This window comes from Campylobacter sp. BCW_6463, from assembly GCF_001762785.1.
GTDB classification, from domain to species: Bacteria; Campylobacterota; Campylobacteria; order Campylobacterales; family Campylobacteraceae; genus Campylobacter_D; species Campylobacter_D jejuni.
Genome location: NZ_MJXL01000048.1, coordinates 19,493 through 35,890 on the forward strand (window position 1 = coordinate 19,493; position 16,398 = coordinate 35,890).

At 30.1% G+C, this 16,398-nt stretch carries 13 protein-coding genes and 1 other RNA gene; 7 read left to right on the top strand and 7 right to left on the bottom strand.

Annotated elements, in window-relative coordinates; all coding sequences use genetic code 11:
- Positions 1–10: 10 nt before the first annotated feature.
- Positions 11–1,552: a pentapeptide repeat-containing protein gene (locus tag AJ884_RS05105; protein WP_070276096.1), complete on the top strand. Its 1,542-nt coding sequence runs from the start codon at positions 11–13 to the stop codon at positions 1,550–1,552.
- A gap of 28 nt (positions 1,553–1,580) precedes the next feature.
- On the opposite strand, the gene AJ884_RS05110 is transcribed toward AJ884_RS05105, so the two are convergent.
- Together AJ884_RS05110 and AJ884_RS05115 are read right to left on the bottom strand one after the other, a co-directional pair.
- The gene (locus tag AJ884_RS05110; RefSeq protein WP_002868973.1) at positions 1,581–2,282 is read right to left on the bottom strand and encodes an SIMPL domain-containing protein; all 702 of its coding nucleotides are present in this window, start codon (positions 2,280–2,282) and stop codon (positions 1,581–1,583) included.
- The gene (locus tag AJ884_RS05115; protein ID WP_070286479.1) at positions 2,269–3,474 is read right to left on the bottom strand and encodes a multidrug effflux MFS transporter; all 1,206 of its coding nucleotides are present in this window, start codon (positions 3,472–3,474) and stop codon (positions 2,269–2,271) included. The genes AJ884_RS05110 and AJ884_RS05115 overlap by 14 nt, the downstream gene beginning before the upstream one ends.
- A 104-nt stretch (positions 3,475–3,578) precedes the next feature.
- On the opposite strand from AJ884_RS05115, the gene AJ884_RS05120 reads away from it, so the two are divergent.
- On the top strand, positions 3,579–4,928 hold the full coding sequence (locus AJ884_RS05120; protein ID WP_070276098.1) for a DUF2130 domain-containing protein: 1,350 nt from the start codon (positions 3,579–3,581) through the stop codon (positions 4,926–4,928).
- A 23-nt stretch (positions 4,929–4,951) separates the two neighbouring features.
- Here AJ884_RS05120 and AJ884_RS05125 read toward each other — a convergent pair whose 3' ends face one another.
- The 3 genes from AJ884_RS05125 to typA all read right to left on the bottom strand — a co-directional run bounded on the left by AJ884_RS05125 (position 4,952) and on the right by typA (position 8,629).
- A complete protein-coding gene (locus AJ884_RS05125; RefSeq protein WP_070286480.1) occupies positions 4,952–5,995 on the bottom strand; it encodes a c-type cytochrome in 1,044 nt (347 codons plus the stop codon).
- 178 nt (positions 5,996–6,173) lie between these two features.
- Positions 6,174–6,821, bottom strand: a complete 648-nt coding sequence (locus AJ884_RS05130; RefSeq protein ID WP_070286481.1) for a poly(A) polymerase — start codon at positions 6,819–6,821, stop codon at positions 6,174–6,176.
- Complete coding sequence (gene typA, locus AJ884_RS05135) at positions 6,821–8,629, bottom strand: translational GTPase TypA (RefSeq protein WP_070276100.1); 1,809 nt, start codon at positions 8,627–8,629, stop codon at positions 6,821–6,823. Before typA ends, AJ884_RS05130 begins: the two co-directional genes overlap by 1 nt.
- A 134-nt stretch (positions 8,630–8,763) precedes the next feature.
- Between typA and AJ884_RS05140 the strand changes: the two genes are divergently transcribed.
- The 4 genes from AJ884_RS05140 to AJ884_RS05155 are packed head-to-tail and all read left to right on the top strand — an operon-like array spanning position 8,764 to position 13,514.
- Positions 8,764–9,087, top strand: coding sequence for a hypothetical protein (locus AJ884_RS05140; RefSeq protein WP_002782892.1), 324 nt, complete (start codon positions 8,764–8,766; stop codon positions 9,085–9,087).
- A gap of 16 nt (positions 9,088–9,103) precedes the next feature.
- Positions 9,104–10,936: a flagellar hook-length control protein FliK gene (locus tag AJ884_RS05145; protein ID WP_074470022.1), complete on the top strand. Its 1,833-nt coding sequence runs from the start codon at positions 9,104–9,106 to the stop codon at positions 10,934–10,936.
- A gap of 58 nt (positions 10,937–10,994) precedes the next feature.
- A complete protein-coding gene (locus tag AJ884_RS05150) occupies positions 10,995–11,873 on the top strand; it encodes a flagellar basal body rod modification protein (protein ID WP_096738025.1) in 879 nt (292 codons plus the stop codon).
- 3 nt (positions 11,874–11,876) lie between these two features.
- Positions 11,877–13,514, top strand: coding sequence for a flagellar hook-basal body complex protein (locus AJ884_RS05155; protein WP_070286482.1), 1,638 nt, complete (start codon positions 11,877–11,879; stop codon positions 13,512–13,514).
- 3 nt (positions 13,515–13,517) lie between these two features.
- Here the strand turns inward: AJ884_RS05155 and AJ884_RS05160 are convergent, their stop codons facing one another.
- Positions 13,518–15,389, bottom strand: a complete 1,872-nt coding sequence (locus tag AJ884_RS05160; protein ID WP_070277809.1) for a flagellar assembly protein A — start codon at positions 15,387–15,389, stop codon at positions 13,518–13,520.
- 2 nt (positions 15,390–15,391) lie between these two features.
- Complete coding sequence (locus AJ884_RS05165; protein WP_002860894.1) at positions 15,392–16,069, bottom strand: hemerythrin family protein; 678 nt, start codon at positions 16,067–16,069, stop codon at positions 15,392–15,394.
- Between the two features lie 192 nt (positions 16,070–16,261).
- On the opposite strand from AJ884_RS05165, the gene ffs reads away from it, so the two are divergent.
- Positions 16,262–16,359, top strand: an RNA gene (ffs, locus tag AJ884_RS05170) — signal recognition particle sRNA small type.
- Positions 16,360–16,398 lie beyond the last annotated feature (39 nt).

A 16,398-nucleotide genomic window follows, 5' to 3' on the forward strand; every position in this document is an offset into this window, starting at 1 on the left:
AAGGTTAAAAATGACAAATACACAAATCAATGACAAGATTTTAGAACTAGCTAATTATTTAAAAATAGACAATAAATGTGTTGCCCATAATGCTAGATTACAATCCATACAAATCAATGGTGCTGTTATAAAGAATTTTAGTTTTAAATTATTTAATGAGTATAAATTATCATTTTTCAATTGCAAATTTTTATGTGAAATAAACGAAGCTCCTGGTTTTTTCGAGATAGAAAATCCAGTTTATATCTATGGTTGTACTTTTGAAGAAAATGTTATTTCATATAATATCAAATTTAAAAGCAATGTGGTTATAGCTTATTGTCGTTTTAATAAAAATTTTTATTTTGAGGCAAATACATTTTGTAATTCGTCTAATTTTGAAAGAAATTTTTATAATTATGCTAGTTTCAAAAAAAGCCATTTTGAAAAAAATGTAACTTTTTATAATTCTACTTTTAAAGGTTTAGATTTTTCACAAGCAATTTTCAATGAAAATTTAAATATAGTTAATACAAAATTAAATTTTACTTTTTCTAATTTAGAAGAAAAAATTGAACAAGAATATGAAGAGTTTAATAAAAATAAAAAAGAAGAAGATCAAAAATCCTTAGATAAATTTGCAAATGATTTTAGAGATTCTTTTAGGACTTTTAAAAGTGCTTTGATAAAAGATAACAATGCCTTAGATGCTTCAAATTTTCATAAATACGAGCTTTATTGTAAAGAGATAGAGCTAAAACAAAATTGGGATAAAAAAGGTGAGAATGTAAAAAATACGACAGATTTAGAAAAAAATGTTTCGAGAATTCGGGATTTTGTGGATTTTTTACTTTTAGGATTTTATAGAAAGCTTTGTGATCATCATACAGACTTTTTAAAGGTTTTTAATAATCTTATATTATTAATTGCTTTGTATGCTTTGTTTGTTTTTGGTTTTACTTGGCTTCACGATGATAAACTAGAAGATACAAGAGCGATTTTAACTTTATTTGGATTTTTTGATAAATTTAGGCTTTATTTTGATATCATAAGTGCTATTTTTGTAGTTTTTGGATGTGGTTTTTTTGTTTGTAAATTAGATTCATATGAAAAGAAAAACAATGTTTCAAAAAAACAAAACATAAATTTTATATATATCATTGGTGATTTTTTGAATTTGATTAAAAGCTTATTGTTCGCATCCTTTATCCCTTGTGTTTTTTATGTGTTATTTTCATTATTTGGATTTTTTTTAAATTTAGGTAAAGACTTTGGATATTCATTACTTATAAATACTTTGTTTGTTAGTTTATATATTTGTTTAGTTTATACCAAATCTTTGTTTTTTGGTAGATATGTGGTGCTTATCTTTTCATATATAGTATTTATTATAATGCTCATAAAACAACCTAATGTAATTCACCCTTTAATAGGAAAAATCGCAAACGAATCTGATAAATTTTTTAATTACCCAAGCTTAATAGTGCTAAACATACTATATACCATACTTTTAGCTTTAGTCCTTTTCTCACTCCAAAAAACCGCACGAAAAAATTCCATAGTGCCAAGCTAAGCCTTAAAGCTTAGCTTGAATTTTATCATCAATCTTTTAAGTAGTATTCTATAGTAGAAACCACTCTTATGGTTTTGATGTAAGGGGTATTTTTATCCCTGTTGCTGATGCTAAATTGCCCTTGAGAAGCCTTTTTTATCTTGCCTAGATGGCTGTTTGAATCTTGTGCGAATTTTATCGCTGCATTTCTAGCATTGAGCGTTGCTTCTTCTATCATTTGAGGTTTTATATCATTTAGCTTGGTGTAAAGGTATTCTATGTCATAATTATCGATTTTCGTTACTATGCCAAATTTTGCAAGACTTGAAATGTTTTCTAGTATGCTTTTTCCAAGCTTTACATTTTGCGTGTAGATGAGTAAATTCGCAGTGCCTATGTATCGGTATGTAGCTTGAGTGTCGTTGCCATAAGGATCGCTTAAACGATCTATGATATTTGGCGAGTTGTAGCTGATCTCATCTTCTTTTACGCCTTGTTCTTTTAAAAATTTGATGATATTTTCTTTATCTTGTTCTAGTTCTTCGTATAAATTTGTAAGATTATTGTTTGATCTTGTGAATTTTATAGGAAGTATCAAAGTATCTGCTTCGACTTCTTTTTGGCTTAAACCTTTTACACTTACACTTCTTTCAAGAGTTTTAAAATCACTTAAAGCCTTGTTAAATCCAAAAGCTAGAATCAAACTTGCCAAAACTATGGCTAAAGCCATAAAGATATTATTTGTTTTCATTTTTTCTCCTAGTTAAAAAATACACTCCATTAGCAACCAACACACAAGCACACATTACAAAAGCAAGGATTATCGGCGTATTTGCGTTAATAGCCCCAACCACGAAGGAGATAAAACCTGCAAAACCAAATTGCACCGTTCCAAGCACCGCAGAAGCAGTTCCGCTATGTTCTTTAAACCTTGCCATAGCCAAAGTCGTGGTATTGGGTGCGATGAAGCCAAGCATAGCGATACTTGTAAAAATACTAAGTTCAAAAAGCAGGAAATTTGGATGAAAAAAGGCATTTACAAGTAAAATCACAGTCGATATAAACATTATCATCAAAGCTTTTGCCAAAATTTTTTCGCTTTCGTATTTTAAAACCAATCTCGCATTTATATTTGCACAGATGACAAAACCTAAAGCATTTGCCCCAAAAAGCAAGGCAAATTTTTGCTCACTTAAGCCAAAAAACTGCGTAAAAACAAAGCTTGATCCTGTGATATAAGCAAACATCGCCGCCAAAGCAAAAGAAGCACATAGTATATAAACCAAAAAGCGTTTATCGCTTAAAACAAATTTGTAGCTTTTCATCGCTTCATGATGGGAAAATTTTTTGTTTTTAAGATGAGGTGCGGACTCTTTTAAGCCAAAAAGTATCATCAAAAAAAGCAAAATTCCCAAAGCAAACAAAGTCGCAAAAATACTATGCCATGAAAAATACTCTAGCAAAATTCCCCCAAAAGTTGGCGAAAGCATAGGAGCAAGAGAACTAAAAACCATCATCAAAGCAAAAATTCCTGCAGCTTCTTTGATCTCAAACAAGTCATTGACAATAGCCCTTGCGATAACCACACCTGCACATCCCCCAAGTGCTTCAAAAAATCTCAAAGCGATAAAAGCATAAATATCATCGATAATCACACAAAACAAACTCGAAATGATGAAGAAAAATATCCCCACCAAAGCTGGAATTTTACGCCCAAAAATATCACTTAAAGGCCCATATATAAGCTGTCCTAAAGCAAAAGCGATAAAAAAACTTGCGATACTAAGTTGGGTTAAAAAAGAATTAGTTTGAAAACTTTGCTCCACATGAGAAAGTGCAGGCAAATACATATCTGTAGAAAGTGGTGCTATGCTTGACATCAAAGCAAGGATAATGATAAGTTTAAATTTGGCAAAGCCGTGAATTTTGGTGTGTTTTTGCATTTGTAATCCTAATTATTCTAAAAGAATGATTTTAACAAGTCAATCTTAGAATAATCTTTGTTTTTCTATGTTAAATTTAGAGAAAAATTCTAAGGAAATTTTTTATGCAAAATTTAAACCAAAATGAACAAATCAAATGCCCAAGTTGTGGAAGTTTTATCGATATCAGCACTGCTTTATATGCTCAAATTTTAGATAAAGCTAAGCAAGAAATGCTAAAACAAAAAAAAGAATTTGATGATGAGGTAAATGCTAAAAGAGCTGAATACACCAAAGCTTTAAATGATTTAAAAGCTCAAAAGATAGAACAAGAAAAACTCATAAGCGAGCAAGTAAGCCAAAAGCTTCTTTTAGAAAAGCAAAAATTTGAACAAGAACTTCTCACACAAAAGCAAAATTTCCAAAAAGAATTCAGCGAGAAATTTAACAAAGAGCATGAAAATGAAATGAAAATCATGCAAGAAGAACTCGAGAAAAAAAGCAAAGAACTTAGCGAGTTTTTAAGCATAAAGGCTGAAAATGAAAGACTAAAAAGAGAGCAAAAAGAAAATGAAGAAAGATTGAAATTTCAAGCCAAAGAAGAGGCCTTTAAAGAATTTAAAGAACAAGAAAGCAAAAATTTGGAATTTGAAAGAGAAAAAATGCGTCTTGAATTTCAAAAAAGCACTCAAGAGCAAGATCTTAAATACAAAGAACTAGAAACGAATTTTAAAAGCGTAGCCCAAAAGCTAGAAGACGCACAACGCAGGATAGAACAAGGCTCACAGCAACTCCAAGGCGAAGCAGCTGAACTACTCATAGAAGAATACATACAAAGTGAGTATTTAAGTGATGAAGTAAAAGAAGTGCCAAAGGGCGTAAATGGAGCTGATTGTCTGCATATAGTAAAGGATAATTTTGGAAATATTTGTGGAAGTATTTTGTATGAGAGCAAACGCACTAAAGAATTTAATAAAGAATGGCTGGATAAGCTTAAACTAGATAGCATAGCTGCAAAAAGTGATATAGCGGTTTTGATCACAAAAACTATGCCAAAAGATAAAGAAAAAACGCATTTTAAAGAAGGAATTTTGATATGTACTTTTAATGAATTCAAAGGTGTTTTAGCAGTGCTTAGAGAAAGCATTATAAACGCTTACAAACTCAAAAATGCCTTGCAAAACAAAGATGAAAAAAATCACATTTTATACGAATACTTAAATTCTAAGGAATTTAACACGCAAATCACTTTTATACTCAAAACTTACCAAAATATGAAAGAAGAGTTAGAAGCTGAAAAAAGGGCTTTACAAAATATATGGAAAAAAAGAGAAAGAGCTATAGAAAATCTAAGTTTTAATTCCACTGCCATAGTGAGTTCTTTAAATGCGATATTTAGCGACTTACAAGGTGGAAATTTGATAGGCGAAGAAGGGATTAAAAGTCTTGAAAATTTAGCCAAAGATGAGGATTAATTTTGGGCTAAGCCCAAAATTAATCATTCTCCTGGGAAGTGATTTGGATTTTTCCAAGGTCCGTATTTTACTTTTATGTATTCTTTAGGGTCTAAATTTTGTTGTGGTGAGGCAAAATACTCAGGTTTTAATGATGGGGATTTGCTATAAGCTGTATCAAGTCCTGCACGATTTTCTGTAGTGGTTATAGGCATTCTTACAAAACCTGTATTGACATAAGCTGCTATATCTAGTGCATCTTCATCACTTAATATAGGATTATCTGCACTCGCACCAAAAGGCATGGCTGATTTTAAAAATCTTGCTAAAAATGGTATCATAGCCATGTGTCCACCATCAGGATAGATAAGTAAAGATGGATATAAATGTCCGCTACCTTGTTCGTAATTATCATTTTTTACTCCAAGTCCTCTTTCGCCATGACAAGAAACGCAATTTTCTTCAAAGAGTTTTTTTCCACGCACAGGGTCAGCTGGGCGATTTGGAAAATTCATCTTAGCAAAAAAATCTCCTTCAAGCTTTACGCCGTCTTTGATACCATAGGCTTCTTTTAGCCATTTAAAATAAGCTAAAATTGCTTTCATTTCTTTAGAATCATTAGGAAATCTATGAGAGTCAGTTCCGCCCATTCCGCGAATTCTATCTTCAACGGAGATGATTTTCATCGTTTCTATGTCAAGTCTTGGATAATTGTTTAGGACATTTAAAAATGGAATAACATATTTTTTTGTCCCTGGTAAACCATTGCCGTCATTGTCCATGTGACAGGAAATACAGTTTACTTCGTTGCTTGTCTTTTTTAGCTTGCTATAGGGTCCTAGAGTGCTTTCTGTCTTGCTTAAAAGCTTTATACCATAACGGATTAAATCCCCTTGTTTGCCTTTTGGAACATCATTGATGCTTAAATTTTTATTTGGCCATTCTTGCACAGGTCTTTTGGAAAGTTCCTTAAAATACTCTACTCCTTCCTTGTCGCTTAATTCTTCTCCTACTTTGTAGTCACTCACGCTTTTAGCACTAAGACTCAAACTAAGACATAAACCAAGCAATAAAATGTGTTTTTTCATGATTTTCCTCCTTTTTATTTGCAGTTCAAATTGATTTTAGTATATTTTTTCTTAAATATTAAGCATAATAAGAATAATTTAAATAAAATTAAATTTTTAAAGTGTTACTAAAAGTAATATATTTTTAAAGTATATAATTAATATTTATTAAAATTTTATGATATTAACTTTATGTTAATTATTTAAATAGTTTATTTTTTATAGAGTTTAGATTTTCTTCTAGATTTTTGAAATTGTTTTCTAAATCTTTTTTTATATCTATAAAGAAAGGATTGCTTAAAGTAGTGATAAGATAATGATTTTCTTTAGAAAAGATATGATTTAAAGTGAAGTTTTTATCTTTAAGTTTGATATAAATTTGTTCTTCATTTTTAAAGCTAGGATTTTTGTTTGCACTTAAAATTTCGAGTAAAATTCCGCAAAAAAAGCGTTTGTTTTCGTCTAAAAACTGAATATCATAAATTTTAAAATCCTTAAATTCAAAGCAATTTTGACTTTTAAATTCTTTCAAATCCTTTGTAAGTTCTAGTTTTAAAAAGTCTTTTTGGCTTAAACTTTGCTTTTTAAATTTCGCCCCAAAACGACGCAAAAATAAATTTAAAGCATTAATTTGCAATTCTTTTTGTGCGAGTTTTAGTTTTTTGGCTGTAAAACGAAAGAAAAAAATACCTACAAAAACAGCTAAAATTACTGCAATTAAGGCATCTCTTATAAAAACAAAGGCTAAAAAGCCTACAAGCAAGGCTTCGATAATGCTTAGGAATTTTAAGATCCCTAAGCGTTTAAGTATATAAAGTCTATTATTTTCTAAGCTTTTTAAATCCATTAAGATTTTGCTTTTTCCATTCTTTTTCTTTGAGTTGGATCAAGATAGCGTTTGCGAACACGCACATTTACAGGCGTAACTTCTACAAGTTCATCTTCTTCTATCCACTCTAAAGCTCTTTCAAGGCTTAATTTTCTAGGTGGTACAAGCTTGATTGCATCATCGCTTCCGCTTGCTCTTACATTGGTAAGATTCTTTCCTTTGATAGGATTAACATCTAAATCATTTGGACGAGAGTGCTCACCTATAATCATACCGGTATAAACTTTAGTTTGAGGTTCTATGAAAAGCACTCCACGCTCTTGAAGGTTAAACAAAGAATACCCTAAAGCTACGCCATTTTCCATAGAAATTAACGCTCCATTGTTACGCTTTTCAACCGCACCACTAAAAGGACGGAATTCTAAAAAACTATGATTCATCACGCCTTCGCCTTTAGTATCGGTTAAAAACTGGCTTCTAAAACCTATAAGTCCGCGTGCTGGAATTTCAAACTCAAGTCTTGTTTGTCCATCGCCTGTTGGTGCCATAGTTTTCATTTCAGCTTTTCTTTTGCCAAGTTTTTCTATTACCGCACCGCTAAATTCCTCAGGTACATCGATAACTAAATGTTCAAAAGGTTCTGTTTTAATCCCATCTTCAACCTTTACGATAACTTCAGGTCTTCCCATACAAAACTCAAAACCTTCACGACGCATATTTTCAGCTAAAATAGTGATTTGAAGTTCGCCCCTACCGCTTACTTTAAATTTGCCTTCGCCTGTGCTTTCGTATTTCATAGCGATATTAGTTTTCATTTCAGCTTCTAAGCGTTCAGCGATTTTATTTGAAGTTACATGTTTTCCTTCAGTTCCTGCTAATGGGCCATCATTTACAGAAAATACTATACTTAAAGTCGGCTCTTCAATGTGTAAAGGATCAAGTGGCATAGGATTGTTTGGATCTACAACGCTATCACCCACATCTAAAGCTTCAAAACCTGCTATAGCTACGATATCTCCACTTCCTGCTTCTTCAATATCCATTTTTTCTAAGCCCATAAAGCCAATGAGTTTTGAAATTCTACCATTTACTTTGGTGCCATCAGCTTTTGCAAGCATTACGCTTTGGTTTTTCTTCACAACCCCATTGAAAATTCTAGCAATGCCTATTTTACCTACGAAATTATCATACCCTAAAGTGAAAACTTGAAGTTGTAAAGGATTGTCATTTGTGCCACTTGGTGCTGGAACGCGTTCAAGTATGGTTTTAAAAAGTGGCTCCATATTATCACTTTCATCGTTTAGATCAAGCTTAGCATAACCATTTTTTGCTGCAGCATAAACTATGGCAAAGTCGAGTTGCTCATCGTTTGCATCTAGGGCTACAAAAAGATCAAAAATTTCATTGATCACTCTTTCAGGATCAGCAGCTGGTTTGTCGATTTTGTTGATTACAACTATAGGTTTAAGCCCTAAAGATAAAGCTTTTTTAACAACGAATTTAGTTTGTGGCATAACACCTTCTTGAGCATCTACTAAAAGCAAAACTCCATCAATCATTTTTAAAACGCGTTCTACTTCTCCGCCAAAATCAGCATGCCCTGGAGTATCTATGATGTTGATTTTTGTGCCTTTGTAATTGATCGCTGTGTTTTTTGAAAGTATGGTAATACCGCGTTCTTTTTCTATATCGTTGCTATCCATAACGCGTTCTGAAATTTGTTCTCTTTCGCTAAAGGTGCCTGATTGTTTTAACAATTCATCTACCATAGTGGTTTTACCATGGTCAACGTGAGCTATAACTGCTATATTTCTAATGTTTTCCAAATTTTCTTCTCCAAAGCTAAATTTTTAAAAGCTTAGATTATACAAAAATTTAACTTAAACTACAAAGTATCAAAACTTGGAACACTTCTTGCTTCAAAAACTTATGAAATTAAAATTTTAAAAAGGAAGTTAAAATGTCAAAACCATTAAATGAAGAGATTTTTGTTGAATTTAAAAGCGATTTAGCTGAGAGAAAAAATGAAGTTTTGCTTCAAGTTTTAGAACTTTTAGAAACTTTTAGATCAGATGAAAACGAAAAAATGGCAAGAATTTCAAGCGAGCTTACAGAAATTTTAGAAAATGAAGAAAATTTAGAGAAAATTTTAAATGCTAAAAATTTAGAAGAGCTTTTAAATATCTTAACTGCTTTAAATGAAGATAAGATGATTAAAGTATATGAAGATTCTTATTTGAAAGAAAAATTTCCTAATGTAATGGTAGATAAATTTTTAAAATAATTTTTTTGAAGGAAAAGTGATGTCAAATTTAGCTCCGCAAAATGATGTTTTAAATCTTACGCCGAGTAAAACTTCTACTACTAGTAGTTCTTTTAGCAAAACCAGTAAAAATAAGGAACATGAAAGTAGCGATAGCAAAAATTCAACTAAAGATGATACGGAGAGTTTTTTAAATTCTTTGCTTAATTCTATCGATGAAACCAATGAATTTTTACCTGATCATATGAAGATCAGTCAAAAAGAAGTTGTTAATGAAGCGATGAACAGACTTCAAAAAGGAGCTTTTGATGAGAGTGATAAGATAAGCATTTTCGAATCTGCTTCTTTTATGCAAATTCTTTCTTTGTTGGATAAGCTAAAAACAGATACAGCAGATGTTAAACTGGCAAATCTTTCTACTCAACTTTCAAGTCTTATCAAAACAGAGGCCAATTTTAATGCTTTAAAAGGCGCATCAAATCTTAGTGAGCTTTTGGACATAGCTAAAGATCTGGGCTTAAATGTAAAAAATATTAAAGTAGATCGTCTTCTTGATCTTAAAGCAACTTTTCCAAATTTAGATAAGGCTGATTTTTTTAAAGGTGCTGTGGATAATGTTTTTAAAGAAATCATCAATAATAAAATTTCCAATATGAGTAAAAATTTAAATCACAATTTACAAAATACAACTCATACTACAAGCACTCATTCTACGCAAAAAACAAATTCTAAAGATAGCGGTTCTTTGCTTTCTCAAACTTTAAAAAATTTAGATTCCATGCTTTCATCCAAAGAAAGCAAACACGAAAAAAATGATAAAGTTAAATCAAAAATAGAAGAAGATACCACAGATGCTAAAAATACTTTAAAAAATATCAAAAATGATGAGTTTACAAAAAATTTAACAGAAGAGTTGAATATAAAAGATAAAAAAAACCAAGATAATTTAAATAAAGATAACACAAAAGATGAAAAAGAATTAAACAACCTAAATAAAGAAAGCAAAGACTTAAACAAAGATTTTAATAAAGAGTTAAATAAAAATCAAGAAAAAAACAATTTAAATCAAGAGAATATACAAGATCAAAATAAAAATTTAAAGAGCAATAATCAAAATTTAAATCTTGATAAAAATTTAAATAAAGAAATTGTCAAAGATGCTCAGAATTTAGTTTCAAATTTAACACACAAAGATTTTAGTTTAAATAAAGAGCCTAAAAACAACAACAAAGAAAATAAAGATATAAAACAGAATTTCTTTGATCAAAAATTAAATTTTGAAAATTTAAATAAAACTCAAGCAGTTCAAAACAAAGAGAATAATGCTAATTTTAACAACAATACCAATAAAGAAACTTTTACTCAAGAGCAAACAAAAACGCACAGTGAAAATGTAGATAAAAATAATTTAGATGACTTAAATTCTTTAGTCAAAGATTTAAGTAAAGTAACACAAAACAATGCTCGCAATATCACGCCTAAAGAGACTTTGCAGTATTTTTCACAAGATTTAAAAGAGGCTGTAGATCAATATAAAGCGCCTATCACTAAACTTAGTATCACTCTAAATCCTAATAATCTTGGAGAAGTGGAAGTAACTTTGATACAAAGAGGTAATAACCTTCATATCAATTTCAACTCCAATACCAATGCAATGAATTTGTTTATCCAAAATCAAGTCGAGTTTAAAAATTCTCTTGTAAATATGGGATTTACTGGACTTGAAATGAATTTTAGTGATCAAGGTAAAAGAGAGCAAAATCAAAATCAAGGAAAAAATCGTAGTGGATATGGTTTTAAAGATGCTTTAGATGGAAAAAATGAAAGTGAAAAAGTCAATCTAGAGCTTGTTTTAGCGAAGTATTTCTAAGTTGGAACACTTATTGCTTTTAATTAAAAAAGACTGAATGTAAAAAAAGGATTTTATCATGGCGACAACAAATTGGAATAGCAATCTTAACTGGACAAATACTGCTAATACTAACCAAACAAGCAACAAGGATACGAAAGTGGATAATTCATCTAGTAGCAATAGCTCTGGTGTGGTTAGTAATCCAAATGCTACCTTAGATAAAGATGCGTTTTTAAAACTTCTTTTGATAGAGCTTCAACATCAAGATCCAACAGATCCTATGGATAGTGATAAAATGCTTACACAAACCTCACAGCTTAGTGCACTTGAAATGCAACAAAATACCAATACAACTATGCAAAAAATGGTTGAAACTATGGAAAAACTTTCCAATTCTTTTAGCACGAGCATGAGTACTGCAGCAGTGGGAGCTATAGGAAAAATGGCTACGGTAAATGAAAACAAAGTCAAATTAACAGGCGCAGATGAGGTTATTGCACTAAAAATGTATTTGCCTGAAGATTCGGATGATAAAGGAATCACCTTAGAGGTTTATGATAAAAATAATAAGTTGGTATTTAGTGAAAAAAGTAATGAGGGAAAAGAAGTATCAAAAGGTTTATTTACATTAGAGTGGCCTGGTAGAAATAATGATGGTGTTTATGCTGGGGATGGAGAGTATAGTGTTAAAGTGGTTTATAATAATAAAAACGGGGAAAAGATCACTGCAAATTATGGAACTTATCCTATAGAGGGTATTAAATTTGTTGATGGGGTTGCTTATGCAAAAATGGGTGGTCAATATGTAAGTTTTGATGATATTGGTGAAATTAGTGATTATAAACTTGGTTCATCTTCAACTTCCGTTGGAGATAGTTCAGGTGGAGACTCAAGTGATGGAGATTCTTCTAATTCTGGATCTACGGAAGAAGGCGACAAAGAGGAAAAGGCATAAGCCATGATGAATTCATTTTATAATGGAATTTCTGGAGTTAAAACAAATAGTTTTGGTATTGATATTTATGCAAATAATATAGCTAATGTCAATACTACAGGTTTTAAGTATTCTGATGCTCAATTTAAAGATATTTTTTATAGCACCATAACTACTCAATCAACTAATCCTGCTCAAGGTGGATATGGCTCAGGATCAGCTTCTTCTAATGTGGTTTTTGAACAAGGTTCTCTTGTGGCAAGCGATAGCGAATTTGATGTGGCTTTACAAGGAAAAGGATTTTTTGGGGTTTTGGGGGCGGATGGTAATGCTTACTATACTAGAAATGGATCGTTTAAAAGAGATGCAAATGGATATTTGGTAGATTCTTATGGAAATTTTGTTTTAGGAACAATGAACCCTGCTTTCACCGGTATTAACTATAGCGATAGGGTTGCGGGGCTTATGGGGGATTATCTTAACACAGGAACTCCGGTAAATAATGGTTTTACCGTAAATTCAAATAATTCTTTCAGTATAGGCACAACTGCTTCTCAAGGGGCTATTAAAGTACCTGTGAATATGTATTTACCTCCTCAAGTAACTCAAAATGTAAAATGGAGTGGAAGTTTAAATACTAACACAACAACAGAAGTGGTCAAAGTAGATCTTGATCCTGGTAAATTTAACATTACAAAAACCGAAGATGGAAAATATGTAGTTAGCGGTAGTGTTAGCAAAGAAGATGTGTTTAGTGCTAAAGTGGGTGATAGGATCATTTTAAATTTCACTGACGATAATGGCGTAAAAAAAAGCTTTGAAGCAACTTTAGATGAAAATCTTAATTTTAAAAGCAATGAGCTTGATTTAAAGGGTTTGGATGAAAATAGCATCAAGCTTGATACAGCTCAAATTTCAACAGAACAACAAAAAGCCAATAAAGATATTTTAGAATCCCCTATTTATAATGCAGATGGAAGTAAAAGTACTTTAAGGGTTGCGCTTGAAAGGGTTTTGCCGCAAGAAGGCGATAATATACAATATAAAGCCATTGCCCAAATTTATGATTCTAATGGCAATGCCGTAGGCAATCCAACTGAAGGAAATATGGTTTTTGATAAAAATGGTGCTTTGCTTCAAAACAATATTACAAGCATTGCAAACCCAAATGGCGGAACAATTAATATTGATTTAGGCTCTCCTTATGATGCTAATAAACCTGGTTCGGGTTATAGTGGGATTTATATTAAAGAAGGCGTTGAAAAAAATGTAGTTACACAGCAAGATGGTGTAGCCGAAGGATTTTTTAAACAATATGATATATCTGATGATGGAAGTATTGTAGCGCAATTTAGCAATGGTAAAAATGCTATAGTTGGAAAGTTTGCTTTATATAATTTTATCAATGAGCAAGGATTGGCTGCTATGGGCGATAATATCTTTGCTGCAACAGCTAATAGTGGTGAAGCAAGTTTTATTATGAAAAATGGACAGATTGTTAATACAGCCAAATTTAAAGGCGGATTCTTAGAACAATCTAATGTTGATTTAAGCGTAGAGCTTTCAAATCTTATAGTAACTCAAAAAGCCTTTGATGCAAGCTCAAAAAGCATTACCACAAGCGATCAAATGATACAAAAGGCTATTAATATGAAAAGATAATTTTTAGGAATTATCTTTTTCTAGTTTTTCAAAAATAATTTTAATTTCTTCTATATCGCTTTCACTATAATCATGACTTGATTTAATATAGCTTGCTTGTTGCCCTTTTTCAAGGTATAAAACTTTTTCATAATCTTTTAAATTTATTTGATGCTTTAGTTCAAGCTCGGTGTTTGTTTTAGGATAAAATTTTAAAAAATTATCCTCTCCAATATTTTCGGCTTTTATGTATATTTTTACATTATAAACCATTTCATCTAAAAAATTTAGCTTTGCGTCAATATGATATTTTAATTTTATAAGTTTTTTATACAAGACACTAAGATGATTATATTTTTTTATGATATCACGATAAAGATTTGAAAATTTCATATCTATAGCATTAAGTTTTTCAGTTTTTTGAAGTTTGATAATCTTGATTTGATTTTTGATTAGATAATCATAGTAATTTTGCATTTGACTTATGATATTATCAAGTTTACTCTTTGTTTTAAGGCTTAAATTTGTAAGATTTTCAGTTTCTGAGTTTGATTTATTGTTAATAAAATCTAGTGGAGAAATTACAATATTATTTTTAAATTTTATATTATTTGTTATGATTAGATTTTTTTTGGGATATAAGATATTATCTGCTAATAAATTGCAAATATAAATATTTTCTGCTTCTATTTTTCCGCCCATGCAGTTTTCAACAAATACATTTTTGGCTATAACTATCCCGTTTTCTAAATTTTTTATATACACAGTATCAGCTTGCAAAGTTCCTTTGTGTGTTGTAATAAAAATATCTTGTGCAAAAATTTCGCTTTTTGCATGAGTTAGGCCTTTGATGCTGATATTTCTTCCATAAAGTTTTGTCGCTCCAATGCTTCCATTTACTTTTATGTCTGAAGCTTGAACATTTACAATACCTGATTTAACAGCATCATCATTTATATCGAAATTAGTGATTTCTAAGTTTATATTTTCATCAGTATTTGTTTTGATTGAACCGGTTGTTTTAAGTCCTACTTGTGATAATTTTAAATTATTTGTAACGCTATATCCTGATCGGTCTTTATTTAAAAATCCATAATTTGCACTAAAATATTTAATTCTATCTTCTAGTTCTTCTGTATAAATGCTTTCATCTTTTATGATAAAAGGATTATCAAAAAAAGCTATTGGATTTAAATGAAGGATTTCTCCTCTTAAATTTCGTCCTTCTTTTCCAAGAATTCTATAAATGTATTCAAAAAGTAGCTCATTTTTTTCAATAGGTTTACAGTAGTTTCCTTCATCATAGTTAATATTTTCGTCAAAACATTCTTCGTTAACATCTCTATGATAAATAATTTCATCACTTTTATGTTCAATCTTATCTACACCTTTGGCAATTTCAAGCTCTATTTCTTTAATAGATGGACTTTTTTGTATTGATAAGATAAAATCATCAATCTTGTCAAATAAATTTTTATCAAGTCTTAAGATTAAAAATTTTTGTTTGATCATTACTTTATAAATATTTTGTAAAATGTCAAATTTTAAATTTGGATAGTATTTAAAATTATCCAAAAAATTAATATTGACCTTAAGATAAGTTAAACTAGGATTAGATTTAAGCTTAACCATGAAACAGTTTTTTTGTGTTTTTGGATAAATTTCTATAAGAAATTTTTGCACCATGGTATTGTAATTTTTTACAAAAAAATCATCCGCATAAAATAAGTCAAAATCCTTTCTTTCATAAGTTTTTGTTTTTGCTGGTTTTATATTAGAACACAGAAGTTTAAAATCTATAATTCTAAAATCAAGAATTTGATCTGTGCTGGCTTGTTCATATTTTAAACTTTCAAAAGGATTAAAAGTTTCTAAAGTTTTTATTTCATAGCTCATCATTACACTCCTATGTTTTCGAGGATATGATTTAACATTTCATAATTTTGATTTAAATCAATATGATCTAAATGCACTAAAATTTGTCCACATTTTTCACATTTTAAAGTATTTTCTTTGCTAACAAGTTCTTCGTGTATGGTTTGTGGAACTGCATGAGTACGCAAATAACAGTTGCAAATATAATCATAGGTTTTTTCAGTCTTTAAATCTTGCCTAATTGATTTTAATTTTATGTATTGCTCTAGATTATAATGAATCTCTTGAAGATGTAGAGCTTTTTTTGTGAAGTTAGCTATCCATAAATCTTCAATAGCAAAATGATCTAAAATCCAATCTTTGGTCAATGTTGAAAGTTCAAATGACATTTTAACAATATCATTTGAGTGTTCTAAAAGTTCTTTAGTCTTTTTTAATAATATTTGATGAGATTTTCTATGTTCTTCAATTAAAGGAAAATCAATGCTTTCCATAAATTTTTCTTCATCTTTGAAATGAATTTTTACATATTGGAATAACTTTGTAAGAATTTGTTTTAAATCATTTTTGTGTTGCACATCATTATCTTGAATTTTTAAAGCTAAATCGTTTGCAATTTCAGCAATTTCAAAAATTAGTTCGTGTTGTTTATCTAATTGTATGTTTTTAATGCTAAAATCTTTACTCCATTTGATTTCCATGATTTTTCCTTAAAAATTTTATATAATATATCTATATAAATCGTATTTCCTTGAAAAAAACAATAATTTTGCAAATTAAATTTAAAAATTTATACAAAATATAACCAATTTGTTACATATTTATACATTTTTATATTTAGTTTTTATAGCTCAACACTTTTTAAGTATATTATGATATAATTTCTTTGCCTTTTCTTAGACCTGTGCAATGCTATTTTTAAGCACCGCTTCAGGGTGGGAACACAGCAGAGCACTTGATTTTAGTATGTGCCGCAGTTATCTGGGGAAGGGTTTTCTTCATTTAAAATTCCCTATTTATTTTTCAATTA

Bases quoted from the DNA above. Each gene is read 5' to 3' on its own strand.
- AJ884_RS05105 (WP_070276096.1), top strand. From the start codon at position 11: ATGACAAATACACAAATCAATGACAAGATTTTAGAACTAGCTAATTAT.
- AJ884_RS05110 (WP_002868973.1), bottom strand. From the start codon at position 2,282: ATGAAAACAAATAATATCTTTATGGCTTTAGCCATAGTTTTGGCAAGT.
- AJ884_RS05115 (WP_070286479.1), bottom strand. From the start codon at position 3,474: ATGCAAAAACACACCAAAATTCACGGCTTTGCCAAATTTAAACTTATC.
- AJ884_RS05120 (WP_070276098.1), top strand. From the start codon at position 3,579: ATGCAAAATTTAAACCAAAATGAACAAATCAAATGCCCAAGTTGTGGA.
- AJ884_RS05125 (WP_070286480.1), bottom strand. From the start codon at position 5,995: ATGAAAAAACACATTTTATTGCTTGGTTTATGTCTTAGTTTGAGTCTT.
- AJ884_RS05130 (WP_070286481.1), bottom strand. From the start codon at position 6,821: ATGGATTTAAAAAGCTTAGAAAATAATAGACTTTATATACTTAAACGC.
- AJ884_RS05140 (WP_002782892.1), top strand. From the start codon at position 8,764: ATGTCAAAACCATTAAATGAAGAGATTTTTGTTGAATTTAAAAGCGAT.
- AJ884_RS05150 (WP_096738025.1), top strand. From the start codon at position 10,995: ATGGCGACAACAAATTGGAATAGCAATCTTAACTGGACAAATACTGCT.
- AJ884_RS05155 (WP_070286482.1), top strand. From the start codon at position 11,877: ATGATGAATTCATTTTATAATGGAATTTCTGGAGTTAAAACAAATAGT.
- AJ884_RS05160 (WP_070277809.1), bottom strand. From the start codon at position 15,389: ATGAGCTATGAAATAAAAACTTTAGAAACTTTTAATCCTTTTGAAAGT.
- AJ884_RS05165 (WP_002860894.1), bottom strand. From the start codon at position 16,069: ATGGAAATCAAATGGAGTAAAGATTTTAGCATTAAAAACATACAATTA.